Below are 18989 nucleotides of genomic sequence, written 5' to 3'. Positions count from 1 at the left end.
CTATTTCCCGAGGAGGGCGTTGATGGTTTTTGCTGCTGCCGGCACTGCATCTTCGGCGGACTTGCCGGTGCCCATCTGCTGGAGCATGGTGCGGAGGGTGTCGACAATGGGGGCGGTCTGGGCTCCGGCGAATCCGCTCCAGACGGTCAGCGCCTTGTTGTAGGTCCAGGCGTAACGCATCTGCGGGGCGATGTTGTCGCCCTTGAGGAGCTCTTCCGTGGCGAGCTTGTTGACCGGGATGTAGCTGTAGTCCTTGCCGCTGCTCAGGAGCGAGGCATCCTTGGTCAGCATTTCCGCGACCATGGCCTGTGAGAATGCGGCCTTGCAGGAGTCTTCGGAGATGACCACCCAGCCGTTGCCGCCGGCGGGGAGGACGCCCTCCGGGCCGTTGAGGCCGGGAAGGTCGATCGGGGTCCAGTCGAGGTCCTTCGGGGCGTTCTTCAAGACCTGGGCGATCCGGGAGGTGGTGGCCATCTGGAAAGCCAGGTTTCCGGCGACGAACTGGGCTTGGCCGTCGTCCATCTTGACATTGAGGGCGAGCTTTTCCTTTGCAAGGGTGGAGATCAGGCCAATGGCCTCTCGTCCCTTGGGGGTGTCGAAGCCGAAGGATCCGTCGTCGGCCACGAACTTTTCGCCCGAGGACTGGACCAGGGCCTGGGAGAACCAGTCCGGGAGGTCGTCAGAGGCGATGTTGATGCTGGGCTTGCCGGTTTTCTCCGTGACCTTCTTGGCGACCTCGACCACTTGGCCGAAGGTTTTGATGCTGGCCGGATCAGTGATGCCGGCGTCGGCCAGGAGCGTCTTGTTAACCAGCATCACGGGGGTGGAAATCTGGAACGGCGCCAGGTAGCTCTTGTCGCCCACCTTGCCGGCGGAGAGGAACTGTTTCTGGTAACCGTCAGGAAGCGTGGCGGGGTCAATCGTGGCGGGGTTGAACGTGTCCGTCCAGAAACGCAGCTGCCCGAGGCCGGTCATGATGAGGTCCGGCCGTTTGCCGACAGCGGAATCCGCCACGATCTGCTTGGTAAGGTCCGAGTAGTTGCCGCTCTGCGCGGCCACGGCGTCGATTTTCAGCCCCGGGAACTTCTGTTCCATGACCTTCTTGGCGTGCTCGACGGCGGGCGTACCCTGCGGCGCGAAGGCCAGTTTGATGCTCGACTCGGCGGGCTTGCACTTGTCGATCGCTGAGGTCGCGGCAGCCTGGTTGGCGGGGGCGGATTCGGTGGACGTTCCGCAGGCGGACAGGCCCAGGGCGACGGCGGTCAGAACGGACGCCGTGGCGATTGCTTTGGTGCGCATTGTTTTTTCCTTGGTTAGTTGGTGGCGCTGCTGTGGGAGGGGTTGGAGGAATGGGGATGGAGGGAATGGTTTGGGGGCTAGCCGGCGACTTCCGGGCCGGCCATGCCGCGGACAAAGTGCCGTTGGGCCAGGAGGAACAGGATGATGACAGGGGCCGTGACGATGGCCGCGGCCGCGGAGAGGGCCGGGTAGTCGAAGCCCGTGTCCGCGTTCTGGAAAATGGCGAGGGTCAGCGGTGGTGTCATGATTTCCGGGCTGCGGGCGACCAGGAGCGGCCAGAGGTAGTCGTTCCAGTGGGTGAAGATGGACAGCATCGAGAAGGCTGCGATCGAGGGGGCGGACATGGGGACCACCACCGAGATGAGGGTCCGAAGCGGTCCGAGGCCGTCGGTGCGGGCAGCCTCCATGATGGCGTCGGGGATGGACAGCATCTGCTGCCGAAGCATGAAGATACCGATGGCGCTGGTGACGAAGGGCAGCACCAGGCCGATCTTGGTATCGCCGAGGCCCAGCAGGTTCAGGCCCACGAAGGTGGGGATCAGTGTGGCCTGGCTCGGGATGAGGAGGCATGCCAGCACGAGGCCCAGCAGGACCCCGGCTCCGCGGAAGCGGAATCTCGCCAGGGCATAAGCGGCCGGGATGCACGTCAGGAGCTGCAGAAGCAGGATCCCCAGGGTCACTGTGATGCCGTTCAGCATCGCGGAACCCAGATTGGCGCGATCCCATGCCCGGGCGAAGTTGGACAGGTCCAGCTCCGCCGGGATGAGGCTCAGCCCCGTCAGGGCATTGCCATCGGCGGGCGCCACCGCGGTGCGGAGCATCCAGTAGAAGGGGAACAAAGCGAGGATGACGGCAACGGCTCCGAGAACCAGTCCGAGCAGCTTATAGAGACGGATCATGACTCTTCCTTGGGGCTGCGGCCTCGGCCGATGATGCCGATGGCCAGGAGGATGGCGATGAGGGTGAAGGACATGGCAGAGGCTTCGCCCACGCGGAAATACTCGAAGCCGACCCGCTGGGCGGCGGTCATGGCCACCTCCGAGCTGCCCAGCGGTCCGCCGTCGGTCATAACATGGACGATTTCGAACACCTGCGCCGCACCAGTGATTGAAAGGACGGAGACGAACACGACCGTGGGCTTGAGCATGGGCAGGATGATCGTGCGGAGCTTCGCGAAGCCGCGGATTCCCTCCACCGCTGTGGCCTCGTGGATGGAGCCGGGAATGGTGGTGAGACCGGCCATGAACAGCAGGGTACACAGGGATGTTGCCCGCCACAGTCCCACCAGGATCACGGTAGGCAACGAGGTTTCGGCCTCCTCGAGCCAGTTGAAGGGGGCCAGCCCGACGATGGCCAGGGTCTGGTTGGCCAGGCCGCCCTGCAAGGCGAAGATCCATTTGAAAACCACCGCCATCGCCACCATGTTGGCCGTCATGGGCAGGATCAGCGCAGTCTTGGCCAGCCAGCCCATTCGGCCCACCCGCTCCATCAAGAGAGCCAGCAGCAGGCCCAGCACCATGGACGGAATGATCGTGGCCACCGAATAGACGAGCGTGTTCCACGCCGCCTGCTGGATCAGCGGATCGCCGAGCACGGACTCGTAGTTGTCCAGCCCGGCGAATTTCCAAGGTCCCTTGGACAGCGGGATGATGAAGAAGCTGCCGATCAGGGACAACAGTGCAGGGCCGTAGACAAACAGCAGCATGGCCAGCAGCGCGGGCAGGAGCAGCAGGTAGGGCGTGAGGCTTGGCTTGGGCGCACGCGGTTTTTGGGGTGCCAGACCCTCTCCCGGCACTACTTGGTCAAGCGATGGGCGCTCGTTCATCACGGGCGTTGTCATGATGAGGCGCCGTTTTCCGCTGTCGGGCCCGAGGGCAGGTCCAGCGACAGCACGCCGCCGTCGACGCCGACCGTCAGGTAGCCGCCGTCGGCAGCTACCAGCGGCGCGGCGAGCGGGACGCCGATCCGGAACTCGCCCTCAGGCGTGCCGTCCAGGCGGTAGCGCCGGATGACGCCGTCGAGCCCGGGGAGCAGGAGTGACTCCTCCGATTCAAGGTACAGAGGCGCAGCCATGACCGGGTGGGCCTTCTTGCGGTAGGCGGTCATGGGGAACGGCGCGAGTCCGTCCACGGCGACGTCCCAGAGCAGGGCGCCGGTTTCCCGGTTCAGCATGCGGATCCCGCGGCCGGTGACCGTGACGACATAGCCATCGGGCGTCACGACGGGTGTCGACGGGCTGTACCCGCCTTCATGGTCCGCCGTCCACAGCACCCGCCCGCTTGCGCGGTCCAGCTTGACGGTGCCGGCGATGGCCGGTAGGAGGATACTGTCATCGGCCCCATCGAACACGGCCGTGCCCGTCACCCGGAGCTTCCGTGCGGTCTCCCACGGGTCGTCCTTCAGCGGCGGGACCGTCCAGAGGGATTCGCCGGTGTGGAGGTCGACGGCGATCGGCGCATTGGGCGTCGGCCAGAACCCGACCACAACTGTCCGTCCGAGGATCAGCACGCTGGAGTGGGTGACGATGTTGTGATGCGGGGAAAGATCGGTCCTGCGCCACAGGACTTCGCCGGTAGCGGCGTGGAGGGCCCGGAGGTCGCTCTGGTCGCCCAGGACCACAATCCCTTCCGACTCCACGGGCGATTGCCAGGCAAAGCGCCGATACGGATCAGCGGAGGGTGTGGTCCACCTGCGCTCGCCGGTGGCGGCATCGAGTCCTGCGACTGCTCCGTTGACTTCGGCGGCGACGACGACGACGCCCACCTTGAGGGGTCTGGTTTTGACGGCCGACGCCGTGCGGGCCGACCACAGCCGGTGACCGGTCCCGGCGTCGAGCGCCTCGACACTGCCCGCGGGCTGGTCTTCAATCTGGGACCCGGCCAGGACCATGCCGTCCGCAAGGGCCACGCCCGCGCGGTGCCCGGCACCGGCCAGCTGGTGCCGCCAGCGGACCAGCGGCTGTTCGGGCTTGGCGGTGTAACCGGCGATGGTGGCCTTGTCCACGTCGAAGACGTGTTCGGGGTTGTGGAGGTAGCGTGCCGGCATGGTGCGTGAGTTGAGCGTGATTTCCGTGCCGTCCCAGACCACTTCGCGGAACATGGGCGGGGAGTAGTCCAGACCGGCGAAGAACGGCGTGGGGCTGTTGACGTGCAGGACCCCGTCGATCTCCACTACGCGGGAGGTGTGCCAGTGTCCGGAGAAGGTGGCCAGGGGCTTGCGCGGCAGCCAATCCATGATGGAGTGGCCCGGCTGGTCGTGCATGCAGAGGATGTACGGGGTGTTCTCCCCCGCGGCCGCGAGGTCGTTCCGGAGCCATTCCTCCTGGGCTGTGTGGTCCAGGCCGAGTTCGTGCGTATGCCAGTCCATCACCACCACATGCAAGCCCGCGACGTCATAGGAGAACCAGCGGGGACCCACCATGGCCTCGTAGAGCTCCGGGTTGCCGTCGTTGATGATGTAGTTGTTGCGCGAAACCAGGCCTTTGAGTCCGGTGTGCATGTGGTCGTGGTTGCCGGGGACGAGGTTGACGGAGACCGGGGCATCCGACACCGCATCCATGAGCTCGACGAATTCGTCCGGGCTGCCGTGATCGACGAGGTCCCCCGTGATGACCACCGACCGGCTTGCCGGGGACAGCTGCGGAAGGTCCGCCAGGAACTCCTTGAGCTGGCTGGCCTGGGTGAGGCGGCCGTAGTCAAAGGACCACTCGGACTCGCGCTTGGCATCGATGTGCGTGTCCGTGATGTGCATGAACTGGTAGGGCAGCGATTGCTCTTCGCGTTCCAGCACGAAAGTGATGGCAGTTTCCTCAGTAGCGCCGGCGTCGATCCGTACGAACCAGCGGTCCGTAGTCCACCCCGTGGGGCGGGTAATGGCAATGAAATGCCCGGCGGGCACCAGACTGAACGAGCCGCCGCCGTCCGTGGTGATGACGTCGCAGCCATTGGTGACGGCGACACCGGCAAGCGGCGCTCCGGCGCCGTCAGTCACAAGGCCGTGGATGGTTTTGGGCATGGGTGTCTCCCGGGAATGAGGTAGGGATTGGGAAGGAGTGGCTAGATTCGGTGGCCGCGGGCCAGGATTTCGTTGCTCGCCGCCAGGGTCTCGGACCGCTGCGGCGAGGCGTGCGCCAGCACCACCACGAGGGCATCGAGGACGGCCAGATGCACCATGCGGCTGGTCATGGCGTCCACGCGATAAGCGGTTTCCTGGCTGCCGGCGACAACCACGTGGTCCGAGATGTCGGTCAGGGGTGTTCCGGCGAAGCTGGTGACCGCGAGAACCGTGGCCCCGGTTTCGCGCGCCGCACCGGCGACAGCAAGGGTTTCCACGGTGGATCCGGTATGGGAGATGACCAGGCAGGCATCCCCGGCCGTCAGGTGGCTGGCCATGACGTGCTGGACGTGCGCGTCCACCGGAAACACGGCGTCCACGCCGATCAATGCCAGCCGATAGGCCACATCCGCGGCAAGCGGAGCAGAAGTGCCGATGCCGGCCACCAGGACCCTACGGGCATCGCCGAGGACTCCGGCAGCAGCAGCAATGGCGGCGTGGTCGATGTTGCCGGCCGCCGTGGCCAAGGCCTCCGCGGATCCCAGCACCACTTTGCGGCTGGCTGTCTCCGGTGAGTCCGCGGCGTCGACATCCGTTGCCGCCCGGGCCGGGTGCGCGGGTGCCGAGCGGCTCAGCGTCAGCTTGAGTTCCTGGAAACCGGCCAGGCCCATGGCCCGGCAAAAGCGCACCGCGGACGCCGCGGACACCCCGGCCACGACAGCGAACTGGCCGATGGACTGGTTGATCAGCCCTGCGGGATCGTTGAGCATCGCCTTGGCGATTCTCAGTTCGACGGAGGTAAAGGAGGCCAGGTTCTCCCGCACCGCTTCCAGGAACTGCTCGCGGTGTGCAGGGGCCGTTGCCAGGTCATTTGTTGTCACACCAAGAAAGCTACGGATGCCAGGTCAACGGGGAAAGGCGCAAAGGTAAACGGAGAAAAAATCTTTCATAGACGACTGCGACGGGAAACATAGTTTCACACCACCAGGGCTGCTCATCCGTTCTACGGGCCCGGGGTCATCCCACCCCAGGCCACCTTCATTGACCTGCCGGTACGGGCTGCCATCTAGAGCAGCACAGTTCGGCCGGTGACGCGGGCCTTTAGTGAGGGAACGGTCTACCTCGACTTCCTGTTGCCACGGTTTCAGTCCGTCACGAACAGCACCTGGAACGGAGCGGCCATCGTCGTCGTCTTCTGGAGTTCCCAGCATCTGGTGATCCCCTTCATTCCCGACGGAACCCACCTCGTCTCACGGTTGCTCGGCGCCCTCCTGATCACCGCAGGCCTGACTCTGACCTTCGTGCTGCTGTGCCGCCGGCTCCCGGCTGCCACGGCCGTCCACTGGCTCAGCGACGCGTCGACCGCAATCCTTGCCGCCTTCGCCGTCAATCGCTGACAACGAGCGGTTCAGAGCGGTCGGGGGCCTGACTAGTTCCCGGTGAGCTCCGCGTAGAGCTTCTGGACGCGGGCCTGGATGTCGTCCCGGACCAGGTGCCTGCGTTCCCTGCCTTCGATGCCGCGTTCGGAGGGCTCATCCGTGTCCCACACCTCGAAGCGGGTGCCGTCGCGGGGTTCGAGCTTCGCTTCGGTGCCGAGGATGATAACTGCGTCCACGGTGTCCAGGACTTCGTCCGTGACGGGTTTGGGGTGTTCTCCGGTGATGTCGATGCCGAGTTCGGTCAGGGACTCCACGGCCTGCGGGTTGAGGGACTTTCCGGGTTTGGTGCCGGCTGAGTAGACGGTGACGGCTCCGCCGGCGAGCTGGTTCATCAGGCCGGCGGCGAGCTGGGATTTGCCGCTGTTCTTGCTGCAGACGAAGAGGACCGAAGGGGTCTTCGCTGCGTTCGTGGTTTCGTGAGTCATGGGAGCGTGGTTTCCTTTTTGAGTGAGTCGACCAGGGTTTTGCCCCTGGCGTGGATCTGGTCCCGGATCTCCCGGACCGTTTCGAGGGGCTGGTGGGCCGGGTCGGGAAGTTCCCAGTCCTCGTACCGTCTACCGGGATGGATGGGGCAGGAGTCGCAGCAACCTATGGTAATCACTACGTCGGAGGCGCGCACGACGCCGTCGGTGAGTGGCTTGGGATAGTTCCCGGACAGGTCCAGTCCCATCTCGGACATCACTGTCACGACGGCGGGTTCGAGTACGGATGCCGGCAGGGAGCCGGCGGAGCGGACGTGGATCCTGCCCGAAGTGATGAGTCTATCGAGGACGCACGAGCGCTATCGCTCGACCAGGCCATCGAGCTCCGGATGCGGACGCGGCGATGGAGCCGATGTTGCTAACGCCACCTGAAGTGATCAGTGGACGGCGAGCTCGATGGCGAGCACCGCGAGTCCAAGCGCCGCCATGATGGCGAGCACCAGGATTTTGAGCCATGGCTTGACGCGCAGTCGACGCACGGCGAAGAGCGCGACGACTACCAGGGTGGCGACGAGCGTCACGGCGATCACCCGGAGCGCGGGCGCCACGCCGATCAGGCCAAGCGCGCTGAGCCCGAGGATCAGCATCGGCGCGACGATGACGCCTAATGACCCGAAGCTCACGTGTATGAGGTGGGCGAGTTCGGCCCGGGATGGCAGCGAGCTGTCCCGGACCATGTACGCGATCACATCCGCAACAAAGACGGCCAGCAGCGTGCCCAGGACGGTGAGCAGGAGCGTGAGTGCAGCGCCGGCCACTGTCGCATGCCCGGCGTCGCGTTCGAAAGCGATCGTCACGGCCAGCGCGGTGAAGGTGACGTACACACGCTCCTTGAGCGCCTCTGAGCGTTGCTGCGCATCCGTGCCCGGACGACGGCTTGACGGAAGGGGCGTCCCCGGCCGCTTGTCGCCGACATCCGACAGGCGGTTAAGAACCATCACTGCGCGTGGGACGGTGGGCAGGTGACCTTTCATCGCTCTGCTCGCTCGCCGTTCGCGGTTGCCGAGTGGAACGACGGCAAGCGCGCGAGGCTCCCGGAGACGGAGCCGGAGGTGAACATCACGGTGCGATCCGGGCGGACAACCGCAGCAGGAACTCGATGTCGGACGAGCCACTGATGGAGTTCAGATCCGGGGTCGGGGACGACGGGCGCCGCGCCCTTGTGCAGGATCCGTTCGCGTTCCTCGGGAGTGATCGCGAGAGCTAGCAGCGCGAATCCGTTTCCGGCGACGTCGTCGAATCGGTTGGCGTCCGGGGTGACCGTGGTGGGGGCGTTGGGGCAGAGAGCCGCAGTGCCGTCCATGTACGGCGGACCGGCGGACCCAAGTGGCTTCTACAACGCTGCCGGGTGGGGGCCGATCATCGCCGCGAACTTCCCGCCCCTGATATGGATCGTGCTCGCAGCAGTGCTGCTGCTCCGCCGTCGAGCGCTCCACACAAACCGGGTCCCCTTCAGGGACGAGCGTCCCGGTGGAAACACTCCCTCGTAAACGCTCCTCCCGTTGAACGTTCGACCTCAGGGGCAGGGCCGTCAACCCCGCAAAGAGCCAAGAGGACCAGTCCGGTCTGCGTCGACGGTCTCGGTGGGAGGGTGTCGAGGTGGTCGTGGGTTTGGATGTGCTGGAATCTGGGGCGAGCAGCCGGTCGGAGGTGGAAGTGCCGGCAATGCGCAGACTGCTGCAATCGCTTTGACTTGGGGCCGGAGTTTTGTGTCGCCTCCGGTCTTCACCGCCGGGGGCGCCACCGCCCTTCGCGCCGGCGATGATGCTGGTGACGGCGACGCGGCGGTCTCACGAGGTCTTTCGACCCTATGGGACTGGGCAAGGGAAGCACCTGCTGGGAAAAGAGACTCCTCGCCCGGAAAGCGTCGGCTGCCCCCAAGATTCCCCGCAAGACCGTCTTGCGTCTGTCGGTGCCGATGTCTCCAAGCCTGCACAAAGGGAGCCCCGTCATTTCCGAGGAGGGAGATCGTCATGCGTGTACTTCGAATTGGTGGGCAGGGTTTGGTGCCGAGTTCCGCCCCTCCTGCCGGGTGGCTCCGACCCATGGGGCGCTTCGTCCTTCACTTCATCCAGATGTGTCTGGTGATGTGCGCGGGCGGGTTCTCCTGAGTCTGGTGTTCTTCGGCGCCGCGGCCCTGCTGGGCTATAGCAACCTGGGTCAACTGGCGCCTGAGCTGACGGTGCTGGTCATCGCGATCAGCCTCTCCCTCCAGATGTTGGCCTGGATGCGTTTCATGGGCATGGGTTGGCGCCCCACGCTGGAGATGTCCGGTGCAACGATGGTCGCCGGGCTTCTGCTGATCACGGCGTACAGGCTTGACCTCGTGGCCGGGAGCGAGCTGATCCCACTGCAGACCGGCCTGCTTGCCTGCCCCTCATGCTCCTGGTCATGCCTGTTCCGGTTCCGTCTCTACTCGGTTGGTCGCATGCACCACCGGCCGGATGCCACGGAATGAACAGATTCTATTTGTGCCCCCGCCCCTGACTTCTGACCTAGTCCACCGGCTGCTGGGACATGGCCCGGACACGGGGCGGACGCTGCCGGAATCGTCGCTACGGTCCAGGAGTCCTCCCACCGCCTCGATCGGCCGTCGGACGGCTTCGCAGCTCGAACTGTTGAGGTCATTGGGCTCTGGCGCGACGGTGCACCTGTAAACAAGCATTGGTCCAAATCCACCATGACATGGACGGAAAGGACAAGTGATGTCCGGGACGGCAGCATTCGGGCGTGTGGTCTTCCTAGACGTCCTGAGGGTGCTGATCATCTCTATGGTGATCATTCATCACGCGGCGCAAGCTTACGGGCCCACCGGTGGCTTCTGGCCTGTCAAGGACACGGCCACGAGCGACTGGTTCCGCCCGTTCTACACGGTTAACGCAGCTGTAGGCCTTGGTCTGCTGTTCCTGCTGGCAGGTTTTCTCCTCCCTGGACCGTACGAGCGGAAAGGTTCCCGTCGCTTTCTTAAGGAGCGCTGGGCGCGCCTAGGAGTGCCACTTGTATTTTTCATTCTGGTCGTGAACATCCCGCTCATGTACTTCATGTCCGGACGTCCTGACCCGGTCGACCTCATCCGGGGGCTCTATAACGGAGCCTGGCAGGGCGCCTATCTGCACCTGTGGTTCCTGGGGCATCTGCTCCTGTATTCCGTGGTCTACGTAGTTTGGGCGCGCCGCGCTGGTTCGCCCGGGCGTGCAAGGATGCTGCCGCCGCCCAGCCACACCGTCATACTCGTGTTCGCCGCCGCTCTGATCTTGGTCACGTGGGTAGTGCGGTGGTGGTTCCCCGTCGATCATTGGGTACCGCTGTTCTATGTGTTGCCCGCTGAGCCAGCGAACCTGGCGCAATACCTGAGCCTGTTCGTGCTTGGGATTGTGGCCTTCCGCAACGACTGGTTCCGGCGGATTCCACTCAGGGTTGGTCTCGTGTGGCTCGTCGTGGGGGGGCGGAGCCGCCGCAGTCGTCTACTCGCTCCAGGCGTCCAACCTGTGGGACGCCCTTACGGCGATCGGCGGCCTCGATTGGCGTTCGCTCGTGCGCGTCTCATTGGAAGCGCTGATCTGCACTGGACTGTCCGTGGGACTCGTGGTTTCGTTCCGCGAGGTATTCCGCAAAACCACACCGTTTCTCGCCGAAATGGCCACCGCCAGCTACGCCGCCTATATTCTGCACGTCTTCGTCGTCGTCAGCCTTCAGATGGTGCTTCTCCAGATAGTTTCGCCGCCGGGCGCCAAGTTCTTAATTGTCTCCGTCTTGGGTCTCTTCTTCTCCTTCGGAATCGGTCACGTCTCGCGCTTTGTGCCGGGACTCAGGGTGTTGCTCGGGACGACGCCACGGCACGCTGAACCGGCAGGAGCGCCTGGGGAAGGCAGAGAAGCGGGCGGTTCATCTGCTCAAAATCGGGTGACGCCTTCGGAACCGCAAAGGCGACGGGGTCTCGTCGCGGCCGTTCGCGAACTGGCCATCGCTGAGGCGGCGCCTCGAGATGTCCCTTGTGACATTCAGGGTCGAGTTCAGGGAGGAACCGCCGCTTAAGCGCCGCTTGGGACGTATACACTGGCAGCGCGTGCATGGGGGGGCCGCCGATGACGCGTGTTCCGACGCCGTTCAGCTATCCTTCCCGTAAAGGACCAGCAGGTCACGGCTGAACTGGTGTGGCGAAGTTTCACAGGGACTGTGCCCGCCGCGGTAGACGGCGATCCGGGCTCCGATCGCCTGCGCGAAACGCCGGTGCAGGTGCAAAGGCCATAAGTCATGCTCACCGACCGCAACGAACTTCGGGAGTGCGGCGTCGGCCAGGAATTTCCTCAGGTCCGGTGCATTCTTCATTAGTCCATAGATGTCCCGGACAGAGGCCCGGCGGGTAAAACGGAAGCGGTAGTTGACGAACCGCCGGCGCCCCTTGGGAACCGGGACAAAACCCCTGCGAATGCCCCAAATCAGCAGGGCTGCCCCGATCCGGTCATTGGCCCAGCTGCTGAAACGGCCGATCCGGCTGACGCCACGGAAGCTTTGCCCGGGCTCCGGCGGGCAGCTCAAAAGGGTTAGGGTCTCGAACAGGTCCGGTCTCTTCGAAAAGGCGATTTGGGCAACAATGGCGGCGAAGGAGTAAGCCACTATGTGCACGGGTTTGCCGGCGGCCTCGATGACTGCAAGGAAATCCTCGGCAAAGAGTTCGTAGTCGTAACGCCGCTTTGGTGGAACCAGCTTCTCCGGCCCCGCTGCTGCTGACTCATACTGACCGGCCAGGTCATAGCTCAGTACAAAAAAGCCCCCGCCGGCCAGGTCCGGCATCATGAGCGAGAAGTCCTCTTTCGAGCCAGTGGCGCCCGGAACCAGTACGATCCATGGATCGTCGGGGTCACCCATTGCCAAGGCCGCAAGTTGACCGCTGGGTACGGGGATGCGCATGGTCACGGAACCAGCAGGCGGGATGGTCCAGTCTACGTCCCCCAGTTGGGCATCCCGCAGGGCAGCCGTATCAACCCTCGCGGAGCCATTCCCCTCTGGATCGACCCCGGACGGTTCCTGACCCTGCGTCTGCGCTGCCATGGTCCAAACATAGCCCGGACGGCTGCCTATGGTGCGGGGTCATGGTCAACAGGCTGCTGTGAGACATTCCGGACGAAAGCGCGCAGGCGCCGGTATACTTCCTGGGATTCCGGATAGCGGTAGTCCTGCTGCCATGTGTGTTCAGTGTTGGCGTTCGCCCAGGAGTAGATCAACATGTCTACTGGCACGGCGTTCTGTTGAAGCCGTTTAATGAAGTTCACGTTCGCCTCGTAAAAGAAGTCGCGCTCGGACGTAGTGACGAACACCGGTGGGAAGCGGCCGTCGAGCCACTCAATGGGAGACACGAAGCCGGTCGCGGCCCTTAGCCGTTCCATGCCCGGGCCAGTGGAGAAGGCACTCTGCATCCAGCCCCTAGCCTTGCCGGCCGATGGCAGCAACATTCGGACGAAGTTCAGGCTGAGGACAAAGCCGCTCTTGAAAAACACAGAGAAATCAACCACGCTGCAGTGCTGAACCAGTCCCTTCAGGTGCTTCCCGGGGACAGCTGGCTTCAAGGAGTAGTGCGCGGCGAGCTCAGGCCTGAAGATGGTAGCGGTGAGCAAAGCCGCGATCTGACCGCCGGCGGAGTCACCCCCTAAGATCACGCATTCCGGATCCCCGCCGTATTGGCCTATGTTCGCACTTACCCACGCCAAGGCTGCATTTGCATCCCTCAGAACATGGCCCATGTGGAAACGGGGAGGCTGGCGGTAGTTGACGTTGACCACAACCATCCCGCCGAGCGCCTGGTTCGCGCAGTACTTGGTCAGCGCTGACTTGTCCCCGGACGTCCAGCCTCCGCCGTGGAAATAGACGTAGACAGGAAAGGACTTTTGGTTCCCGGCTCTCCCCTCAGGGCTGTCCACAGCCGGAGCAGCAGGGGTGAGCACGTCCAGGTGGTGCGCCCGCACATTGTCGCCCAGGTAATTTATGTCGTGGACGTAGTCCACTTCCGTGATGGGTTCGCTGTTAAACTTCGTCCGCTCACGTGAGCTCACCGAGCGCATGAGGAGCCGCCATGTCCAGACCGGGACGCGGCGCACCACTCCTCGCGCCCGGCGTGCCAGCGAGAAGGCATTTTCGGAATGGTGGACCGCAGTGGTCATCCAATAATGCTAGCCGGAAGACCAGAAATGCCGAACGTCGGCGGGCCCGGGGGCCTTTCGTCCTTGTTGCCTGTTTCGCCCGCAGTATCTATTGGAGGGACACCGGTCCGCTGAAGGCCCTTCCTTGCCCAGGGTCTGGGGAAGCTGTCATGTCTGATCTGCTGAAATGGTGTCCTTTCGCGACGACCCGTTGGACCTTGCTATTCAACACGCTTATGCACCCCGTCTGGGCTGATGCACTCCCTGGACAGACTGTTTGACTCCAAGCGCTTCCGGTCCGAATTCCGGTACGGACCCTTCAGCCGCAGCGTCCCGCTTCCCGACGATGTTAAGGAAGGAGATATCAAAGCCACCTACTCCGACGGGGTATTGGAAGTCCCTGCCCACCTTTCGGACCAAGCAGCGCAGCCGGCGGCCCCGAAGACACCGGCAGTGGTTCATGGACCATACCGGCGCAGCCGCCCCGCCCACACCATCACCGCCGTGCTGTTCCAGGCAGCTGGCCAGCTCCTGTCCCCGGGATTCACGGCCAAGTCCGGCTCGCCGCGGACGACATGCTGTTCACGCGGAACCGGGCCCAAAGCGCCTTCGCCGTCCATGACACCGAACGGCTCTTTGAAAGCTGCATTAGAACGGCCTCAGCAGCGGTCGCCACGCAAATGTGCTGCCGGAGACCTGGTAAGCACACAACAGTGGACACCCAATGGCAATGTCGAGCACAGCAGGTATGGCACCCGATTGCGATGACAGCGGCAGAGGGCTACCACCTTGGTCGGCCAAGTTACCTTGAGCCGTGGCTGGCCAGGTAGTTGACCATGCCGTCAACCGTTGCCACGGCCGGATAGTCGCGTTCCGGAATGTCACCGCCCATGGTCTTTGCGATGATTTCCACGAGGTGGAGAAAGTCGAGTGAGTCGAGCTCTAGGTCCTGTCGCAGCCGGACGCGGCCGGCGAGGTTTTCAAGCTCGACGTCGGGGGGCACCTGGCAGATAGCTGCCTGCACGGCCTGACGGGCGTCCTGTCCTTCATAACTCCTCCGGTGACTGCATCCTCCGGTGACTGCAGCAATTCAGTCCTTAAGGGTCGTGTCCGGCCGGTCCCGCGGGAACGATGCGAGGGGGTGGCGAGGGCCCCTCGACGCGGACGGGCAGCTCGTCGTCCCCCCGAAGAATGGCGCGGAGCAGCCGCCGCTCCTCTCCCCTGAGCGACATGAGCGCGTCGCCGCGCCGCAGTACCAGACCCCCGTCCGGGGTGGCATACCGCTTCTGCAGATCTCCCAGCTCCTCGGCTCGCAGCAGCGCGACCGTGCTAGCCCCAGCCAAGTCGACCACGCGGACCAGCGAGGAGGGTCCCGTCAGATCCGTCGCAACGACGCGCCGCTCGCTCTCGGCGAGTATCGTCTTCTGCGCTGCGCGTGTCACGACCAGGGGACGGGACGGCCCGTCCAGCAGTCCGGTCAGCACGTCCGCTGCAGCGTTAGGGCGGCCCGTTCTCCGCGCCGCCGCCTGCATCCGCTGCAGGCGACCCGGCTCCCGCAGCAGCTCGTCGATCTTCCAGCCGATCGTCGCGGGAGTGTTGCAGCGGACCGCCGCCCCCTGTTCCATCAGGTAGTCGCCGTTGCGAACCTCCTGCCCCGGGATGGTGTTCACAAGCACCATGGGCAGTCCTGCAGCCATGCACTCCGACGCCGACAGGCCGCCCGGCTTGCCCACAAACAGGTCGGCGCGGCGCAGCAGCTGCGGCATCTCCGCCGTGAAGCCGAGCACGCGGTAGCGGTCGCCAGCGGGCGCCACCAGCTGCTCGATACGCTGCCGCAGCGCATTGTTGCGTCCGCACATGACCGTGGCCGTGAAGGACGAGCGCATGTGCAGCGTCTGCCGCACGACCGAGACGGCATAGTCGCCGCCAGTCGCACCCGCCGAGATCAGCAGCATCGGGGGCTCGTTTGCATCGCGCGCAGGCGCTACGTTCAGCTGGGTAGCGATAGGGATCCCCGTGGCCGCGACGCGGTCGGGGGGCAAACCCAGCGCCATCAGTTCCACCCTCCCCTCCTCCCTGGCCAGGAAGAGCGCGTGGAACGCGCCCGTAAGCCATAGGCCCTGGAAGTCGTAGTCCGTTGTAACGACGGCGGTCCTCGCGTCAATCACGCCGCGAAGGAGCAGTGACGCCAGCAGTTGAGCTGGCAGGAAGTGCGTGCAGACGATCGCGGTCGGCCGGAATCGCTTGATCGCACCGATCACCGGAAGAGCGTTCACCCGTGTCCAGGGGTCTACTGGGCCCCGCCGCCGGAACGGACGGTCGTTGATGTCGTAGCCCCACTCGACCAGCCAGGGCAAGTCCTCGACCAGGACGAAGTAACCCTTGCCCAGCAGTGTGCGGTAGAGCACGCTGCTCACCTGCAGCACGTCCAGCACCTGCACCTCGTCGATGTCGGCGCGCGCGGCACACGCCTGCTGCACCGCCGCCGCGGCGCTGTTGTGCCCCGCTCCTACCCCTGCTGACAGGATAAGTACGCGCTCCCTCCCAGCGGCGTCGGGGCCTCGTGCCGACGTTCTGCGCATGAAGAGAGTCTAGCGGGCCGTATCACCACCGCCGGACCCCAACTTGTACTCGATCAGCATGGCCAACGTGCAACACACAAACACCAGGAAGAGCAGGGCCGTCGCCATATTGGTCGAGGAACTACCCAAAGTCATTGTCGGCGTTGATACCCACGCCGATACAGACCACGTCGCCGTTGTCACCGAATACGGCAAACCCATCGCTGATCAAAAGTTCGCAGCAACAGCCGCCGGCTACAGCAAACTGCTTCACTTCATCACCAGCCACGGCACGGTAAGCGCCGTAGGAGTGGAAGGGACAGGTTCCTACGAGTCGCCGCCCTGTCCCGGGCCAAGAATCATCGCCAGCGGCCGGCCTTACCGTCGTAGGCGCGATGGATCTTGGTGCCCAGCCCGCCCCTAGAGGGCCGATGGCGTGGTCGGACGGTTCAGCAAACAGTTTCTTGTAACGGGAGTTCCCCCTGTGGCGCGGGGAAGGTTCGTCCCGTGCTGGTGGGCCCGGTTGATGGTCGAGTCCACCGAAACTGTCAAGTCGATCTGCGCGCGGCGTCTGCTTCAGCCATAAGCTTTCTGTGGATCCGGTCCTAGGTCCCGTCGGAGGCGAACCGGCGGTGCCGCTTCCAAACCGTCTGCTACGGACCGAACTCCGCCGGAAGGAAATTGAAGACTGGATGTACGGCCCGGGCGGCAAAGTCCTCGGCGCGTCCTGGTCCTCCTCGGCATCTGGACCTCGGCCGGATGCTCTGGTCCTGATGAACGGGGTCTACGGCCGCGGGGCCACCGGGCTGAACAGAAGACTTGGGGTATTGCTGAACGGTTTCGGCAAGATGGCCGCCGTCCTGCACGACCTGCGCACCCGATGCCCGGCTTCAAAGCCAACGTCGATCACACCATCGTCTCAGGCAAGTCGGTCCTGCTGATCGACTCCAAGATATGGAAACCCGGCTTCTACGGGTCGCCACAGCGCGGTCAGCCGCCCTGTGTCCAGACGCCGCAGCTCTGGCTGACAAAACCTTCGCCTACGTAAACGGTGACCACCGGCCCTAGGGGTGCGAATGAGATGAAGTCGTTCGCAATCGTTTCACCCTGGGGGCCTGTGCGCTCCCAGTAGCAGCCATGGGCTCCATTAGCTCCAGCCGGTATTTTCAGCTGGTATGAGCCTTCGGCAATGTCCTTGCCGACAATGAACGTGCCGTCGCCCATGGAGGTTTTTGGGCGCGGGCGGCACACCGGCGGCGACCCTGATCAGCTCGGCAACGAACGGGGCATCCGGGCACATGGCCGCCGCGGCCTTCGCCTCGGACCTGATCTTCGGGCCGCCGGAAGGGTACTCGCCGTACTTGGTGTCCCAGCCATCCGCTGGCGGCAGAGCGCAGAGCAGCAGGACGCTTCCGTACGTCGAGGACGGAAGACTGATGTCACCACCGTCGGCACCAACCTGCTTCACGACGGAGGCCTCGTCCGGTTCCAGTGTGAACTTGTCCCGGTACCACGTCCCGGCGACGCGGAGGTCGCACGACATAAGCTTCAGGAAAGACGGGGCCGCCCAGATTTCCTGGAGCTTGGTGAACGACTGGTTGTCTTTCGCCGTGATTGCACTTCCCGAGGGTGAGCATTTGAAGCTGTACCGCAGCGACCGTACCCTCGCGGCTTCCTTGGCAGCCGCCGCTGCCTTTTTGGCGGCGGCCGCGGCAGTGACTTCCGCCTCGGTGCCGTTGATCTTGAAAGTTACAGCTGCACCAGGCTGAAGCTCCTCACCCGCCGCGGGGTCTGAGCTGACCACAATAACTGCGCCGTCGGGTCTTTCGGTGAATTTCACCCCGTCGCTGCCGACCGTCTCGTATGTGATGCCGGCCGCGGCCACCAGATCGCGGGCCTCCGAGAACGGCTTTCCGGCGACGTCCGGGACTTTCTTGGCCGCGACGGACGTGGTCGTACTTGGCGAAGTCGACGTCTCCGGAGGAGGCGTTCCGCATCCTGCCAGCAACAGCGCAACTGCTACGGCGGCCACCCCGATCATATTGAACTTCACGTCCGTGTCCCCCGTTATTGATGGCCGCATGTGCGCTCATCCTATGGCGCTGCCCGACGCTGGCCGGCCATGCATTCAATCGTGTCCTTGGCCAGGGATCCAGGTCTGATTGACAGCTGAAAATGGGAGCTTGTACTGGTCGAGTGCCTTCACTCTCCTGCCGCTCGTGGTACATGGCCGCGCGTCCGAGTTTGGAAAGGTGTGACGGATCACCAAACCAGGACCGGCCCCGGAAGAAAGCCCGGATCCCACACACCTTCACTCTGTCGACGAATCGCACGCCAGCCACAGATACCCCCAAAGACGTTCCCGCTGAACCCGGAGCGTCCAACGACACCGACGGTCCAGACCGCAAAGTCATGTCGCCTGCAACAGAGAACTGCATGAAGTAGTGAAGGCAAACCATGAGCAAGGGACCAAAATGTAGGTCGAAAAGCCGCCCGTGGACAGTGTGTGGACAATGTCCACACACTGTTTGGCCGGACAATCACTCGATGAGCGCACCCTCCTGGCTCGCCGAAGGTAGCTATCCGAGGAAATTCCTCGAAGAAAATACGTCTTGGTCATGTCGTCACCACAACTCCTGACCATGAGCGAGTGAAGGCCAACAACTGTCCACCGGAAACAGCAAGAAGGGACGACTCACAGCCCTAAATTCAGCAGGCGGGGGGCTCACCAGCCAGGACGCTGATCCCGCAACCCACACAACCGAATAGGCGACCGCGGGGCCAGGCACAGACCGCGGACAGCGTCAGAGGGACCGCGCAGGCTAAATGTCCACACATTAAAGCAAAAACCCCTCTGACGACGGGTTATGCGCGCCCGAGGTGGGACTCGAACCGGACTCCAGCCCCTGCAAACACTGGGAAGTCCCGGAAACGTGCGGAATCCCCTGTGTGTCAGGCTGTTGTGTGACAGGTTCCCTGTTGCTGGAGCCGGTGCTCGGAGCGGGGGAAGGTCCGTCA

18 protein-coding genes and 3 pseudogenes are annotated in these 18989 nt (G+C 64.1%); 6 read left to right on the top strand and 15 right to left on the bottom strand.

The window, feature by feature from the left end:
* From CXQ91_RS20025 to CXQ91_RS20005, 5 genes are all read right to left on the bottom strand, one after another.
* Window positions 1-1299, bottom strand: a complete 1299-nt coding sequence (locus CXQ91_RS20025) for an ABC transporter substrate-binding protein (protein WP_104175644.1) — start codon at window positions 1297-1299, stop codon at window positions 1-3.
* 77 nt (window positions 1300-1376) lie between these two features.
* Window positions 1377-2198, bottom strand: coding sequence for a carbohydrate ABC transporter permease (locus CXQ91_RS20020; protein WP_104175643.1), 822 nt, complete (start codon window positions 2196-2198; stop codon window positions 1377-1379).
* Entirely contained in the window at window positions 2195-3139 is a 945-nt protein-coding gene (locus CXQ91_RS20015) for a carbohydrate ABC transporter permease (RefSeq protein WP_258074150.1), read from the bottom strand. The genes CXQ91_RS20020 and CXQ91_RS20015 overlap by 4 nt, the downstream gene beginning before the upstream one ends.
* A complete protein-coding gene (locus CXQ91_RS20010; protein ID WP_104175641.1) occupies window positions 3136-5313 on the bottom strand; it encodes a PQQ-binding-like beta-propeller repeat protein in 2178 nt (725 codons plus the stop codon). Before CXQ91_RS20010 ends, CXQ91_RS20015 begins: the two co-directional genes overlap by 4 nt.
* A gap of 41 nt (window positions 5314-5354) precedes the next feature.
* The gene (locus CXQ91_RS20005) at window positions 5355-6233 is read right to left on the bottom strand and encodes a MurR/RpiR family transcriptional regulator (protein WP_104175640.1); all 879 of its coding nucleotides are present in this window, start codon (window positions 6231-6233) and stop codon (window positions 5355-5357) included.
* A 207-nt stretch (window positions 6234-6440) separates the two neighbouring features.
* On the opposite strand from CXQ91_RS20005, the gene CXQ91_RS20000 reads away from it, so the two are divergent.
* Window positions 6441-6749: a hypothetical protein gene (locus CXQ91_RS20000; protein WP_146072388.1), complete on the top strand. Its 309-nt coding sequence runs from the start codon at window positions 6441-6443 to the stop codon at window positions 6747-6749.
* A gap of 32 nt (window positions 6750-6781) precedes the next feature.
* Here the strand turns inward: CXQ91_RS20000 and CXQ91_RS19995 are convergent, their stop codons facing one another.
* From CXQ91_RS19995 to CXQ91_RS19980, 4 genes are all read right to left on the bottom strand, one after another.
* Window positions 6782-7216 carry a low molecular weight phosphatase family protein gene (locus CXQ91_RS19995; protein WP_104175638.1) on the bottom strand — a complete coding sequence of 145 codons (435 nt, stop codon included), beginning with the start codon at window positions 7214-7216 and terminating at the stop codon, window positions 6782-6784.
* The gene (locus CXQ91_RS19990) at window positions 7213-7533 is read right to left on the bottom strand and encodes a hypothetical protein (RefSeq protein ID WP_258074165.1); all 321 of its coding nucleotides are present in this window, start codon (window positions 7531-7533) and stop codon (window positions 7213-7215) included. Before CXQ91_RS19990 ends, CXQ91_RS19995 begins: the two co-directional genes overlap by 4 nt.
* 117 nt (window positions 7534-7650) lie before the next feature.
* Window positions 7651-8211, bottom strand: a complete 561-nt coding sequence (locus CXQ91_RS19985; protein WP_258074164.1) for a hypothetical protein — start codon at window positions 8209-8211, stop codon at window positions 7651-7653.
* A gap of 32 nt (window positions 8212-8243) precedes the next feature.
* Window positions 8244-8576: a hypothetical protein gene (locus CXQ91_RS19980; RefSeq protein WP_181038966.1), complete on the bottom strand. Its 333-nt coding sequence runs from the start codon at window positions 8574-8576 to the stop codon at window positions 8244-8246.
* 507 nt (window positions 8577-9083) lie between these two features.
* On the opposite strand from CXQ91_RS19980, the gene CXQ91_RS24580 reads away from it, so the two are divergent.
* The 3 genes and pseudogenes from CXQ91_RS24580 (at window position 9084) to CXQ91_RS25400 (ending at window position 11308) form a co-directional block, all read left to right on the top strand.
* Window positions 9084-9731, top strand: a complete 648-nt coding sequence (locus CXQ91_RS24580) for a hypothetical protein (RefSeq protein WP_146072387.1) — start codon at window positions 9084-9086, stop codon at window positions 9729-9731.
* Between the two features lie 247 nt (window positions 9732-9978).
* A pseudogene (locus tag CXQ91_RS25800) lies at window positions 9979-10701 on the top strand (acyltransferase family protein); the annotation flags it as partial.
* 106 nt (window positions 10702-10807) lie between these two features.
* Window positions 10808-11308: a hypothetical protein gene (locus tag CXQ91_RS25400; RefSeq protein WP_258074149.1), complete on the top strand. Its 501-nt coding sequence runs from the start codon at window positions 10808-10810 to the stop codon at window positions 11306-11308.
* 72 nt (window positions 11309-11380) lie between these two features.
* On the opposite strand, the gene CXQ91_RS19960 is transcribed toward CXQ91_RS25400, so the two are convergent.
* Both CXQ91_RS19960 and CXQ91_RS19955 read right to left on the bottom strand, forming a co-directional pair.
* Entirely contained in the window at window positions 11381-12325 is a 945-nt protein-coding gene (locus CXQ91_RS19960; protein WP_104175634.1) for an alpha/beta fold hydrolase, read from the bottom strand.
* A gap of 26 nt (window positions 12326-12351) precedes the next feature.
* A complete protein-coding gene (locus tag CXQ91_RS19955) occupies window positions 12352-13332 on the bottom strand; it encodes an alpha/beta hydrolase (protein ID WP_104175701.1) in 981 nt (326 codons plus the stop codon).
* A gap of 333 nt (window positions 13333-13665) precedes the next feature.
* On the opposite strand from CXQ91_RS19955, the gene CXQ91_RS19950 reads away from it, so the two are divergent.
* Window positions 13666-14178: an Hsp20/alpha crystallin family protein gene (locus CXQ91_RS19950; protein ID WP_104175633.1), complete on the top strand. Its 513-nt coding sequence runs from the start codon at window positions 13666-13668 to the stop codon at window positions 14176-14178.
* Between the two features lie 34 nt (window positions 14179-14212).
* On the opposite strand, the gene CXQ91_RS19945 is transcribed toward CXQ91_RS19950, so the two are convergent.
* Entirely contained in the window at window positions 14213-14434 is a 222-nt protein-coding gene (locus CXQ91_RS19945; protein WP_258074148.1) for an acyl carrier protein, read from the bottom strand.
* Window positions 14435-14507: 73 nt separating this feature from the next.
* Window positions 14508-15992 (bottom strand): glycosyltransferase, encoded by a 1485-nt coding sequence (locus tag CXQ91_RS19940; protein ID WP_104175631.1) that lies wholly within the window; start codon window positions 15990-15992, stop codon window positions 14508-14510.
* A gap of 58 nt (window positions 15993-16050) precedes the next feature.
* Here CXQ91_RS19940 and CXQ91_RS25795 point away from each other — a divergent pair.
* A pseudogene (locus CXQ91_RS25795) lies at window positions 16051-16251 on the top strand (hypothetical protein); the annotation flags it as partial.
* Between the two features lie 53 nt (window positions 16252-16304).
* Here the strand turns inward: CXQ91_RS25795 and CXQ91_RS25790 are convergent.
* Window positions 16305-16648: pseudogene (locus CXQ91_RS25790) on the bottom strand (IS5/IS1182 family transposase); the annotation flags it as partial.
* A gap of 470 nt (window positions 16649-17118) precedes the next feature.
* The gene (locus CXQ91_RS19935; protein ID WP_104175630.1) at window positions 17119-18054 is read right to left on the bottom strand and encodes a PASTA domain-containing protein; all 936 of its coding nucleotides are present in this window, start codon (window positions 18052-18054) and stop codon (window positions 17119-17121) included.
* Window positions 18055-18989 lie beyond the last annotated feature (935 nt).

Origin of the sequence: Arthrobacter sp. Y81, assembly GCF_002929335.1 — a bacterium.
Taxonomy (GTDB): domain Bacteria; phylum Actinomycetota; class Actinomycetes; order Actinomycetales; family Micrococcaceae; genus Arthrobacter.
Note: the sequence above shows the minus strand (reverse complement) of the source record. Positions and strands in the feature narration are given on the sequence as shown.